Origin of the sequence: Streptomyces flavofungini (assembly GCF_041028215.1) — a bacterium.
In the GTDB taxonomy this organism is placed as follows: domain Bacteria; phylum Actinomycetota; class Actinomycetes; order Streptomycetales; family Streptomycetaceae; genus Streptomyces; species Streptomyces flavofungini_B.
Genome location: NZ_JASKYR010001462.1, coordinates 1 through 1,082, shown reverse-complemented (window position 1 = coordinate 1,082; position 1,082 = coordinate 1). Strand labels below are relative to the sequence as shown.

At 76.4% G+C, this 1,082-nt stretch carries 1 pseudogene; it reads left to right on the top strand.

Features of this window, described 5'->3' with window-relative positions:
* A pseudogene (locus tag AB8Z36_RS41650) lies at positions 1–266 on the top strand (hypothetical protein); the annotation flags it as partial.
* Between the last annotated feature and the right edge of the window lie 816 nt (positions 267–1,082).

Below are 1,082 nucleotides of genomic sequence, written 5' to 3'. Positions count from 1 at the left end.
GGGCCGCCGCTTCCGGTTCTGCCGAGGGGGCGGTAGCGGCGGCGTTGGCCTCGGACTCCGAGGTCTGGGCGGCTACGGCCTGCGCGGCGTCCGACGCGGGCTCTGATGCGGGCCGGGGCTCCGAGGCGGGTGCGGGCACCGCTTGCGGCTCGGTTTCCGCCGCCGGGGTGGGCTCCGCCGCCGGTGCGGGCTCCGCTTCGGGAGCGGGCTTCGACGCCGTAGTGGTTTCCGACGCGGCGTCCGACGCGAGCTGCGACTTGAGCTGAGCCTCAACCGCTGACGCGGACTTCGATCCGGGCTCGCCCTCCGTCCCCGGTGCTGCTCCCGCCTGCGACGAGGTCTCCGTGGCCGGAGCCGTCTTCCCTGCCGGGGCGGTCTCCGTGGCCGGAGTTGTCTCCGCTGCCGAGGCCAACTCCGTGGCCGGAGTCGTCCCCACCGCCGGGGCCGTCTCCAACGCCGGGGCGGTCTCCGTGGCCGGAGCCGTCTCCGTCGTCGAAGTTGTCTCCGCAGCCGGGCCCGACTCCGTCGCCGGGCCCGACTCCGTCGCCGGGGCCGTCTCCGTCGCCCGGGACTCCGCAGCCGGGGCTGTCTCCGCTGCCGGGGTGGTCTCCGTGGCCGGGGCCGTCTCCGCTGCCTGGCCCGTCTCTACGGCCGGGGCAGTCTCCGTCGCTGGAGCCGTCTTCCCAGCCGGGGCTGACTCCGTGGCCGGGGCTGACTCCGCCGCTGGGGCCGTCTTCGCTGCCGGGGCAGTCTCCGTCGCTGGAGCCGTCTTCGCTGCCGGGGCTGACTCCGTGGCCGGGGCTGACTCCGCCGCTGGGGCCGTCTTCGCTGCCGGGGCAGTCTCCGTCGCTGGAGCCGTCTTCGCTGCCGGGGCTGACTCCGTGGCCGGGGCCGTCTCCGCTKCCTGGGCCGTCTTCCCRGCCGGGGYSGTCYCCGTCTCCGCTACCGGGGACTCCGCAGCCGGAGCTGTCTCCTCCGCCGGGGACGCACCCGTCACCGGAGCCGTCTCCCCCGCCAGGGCCATCTCCTCCGCCGGGGCCGCGTCCGCGCCCGGGAAAGGCGTCCCCGCCAGGGAACCCTTC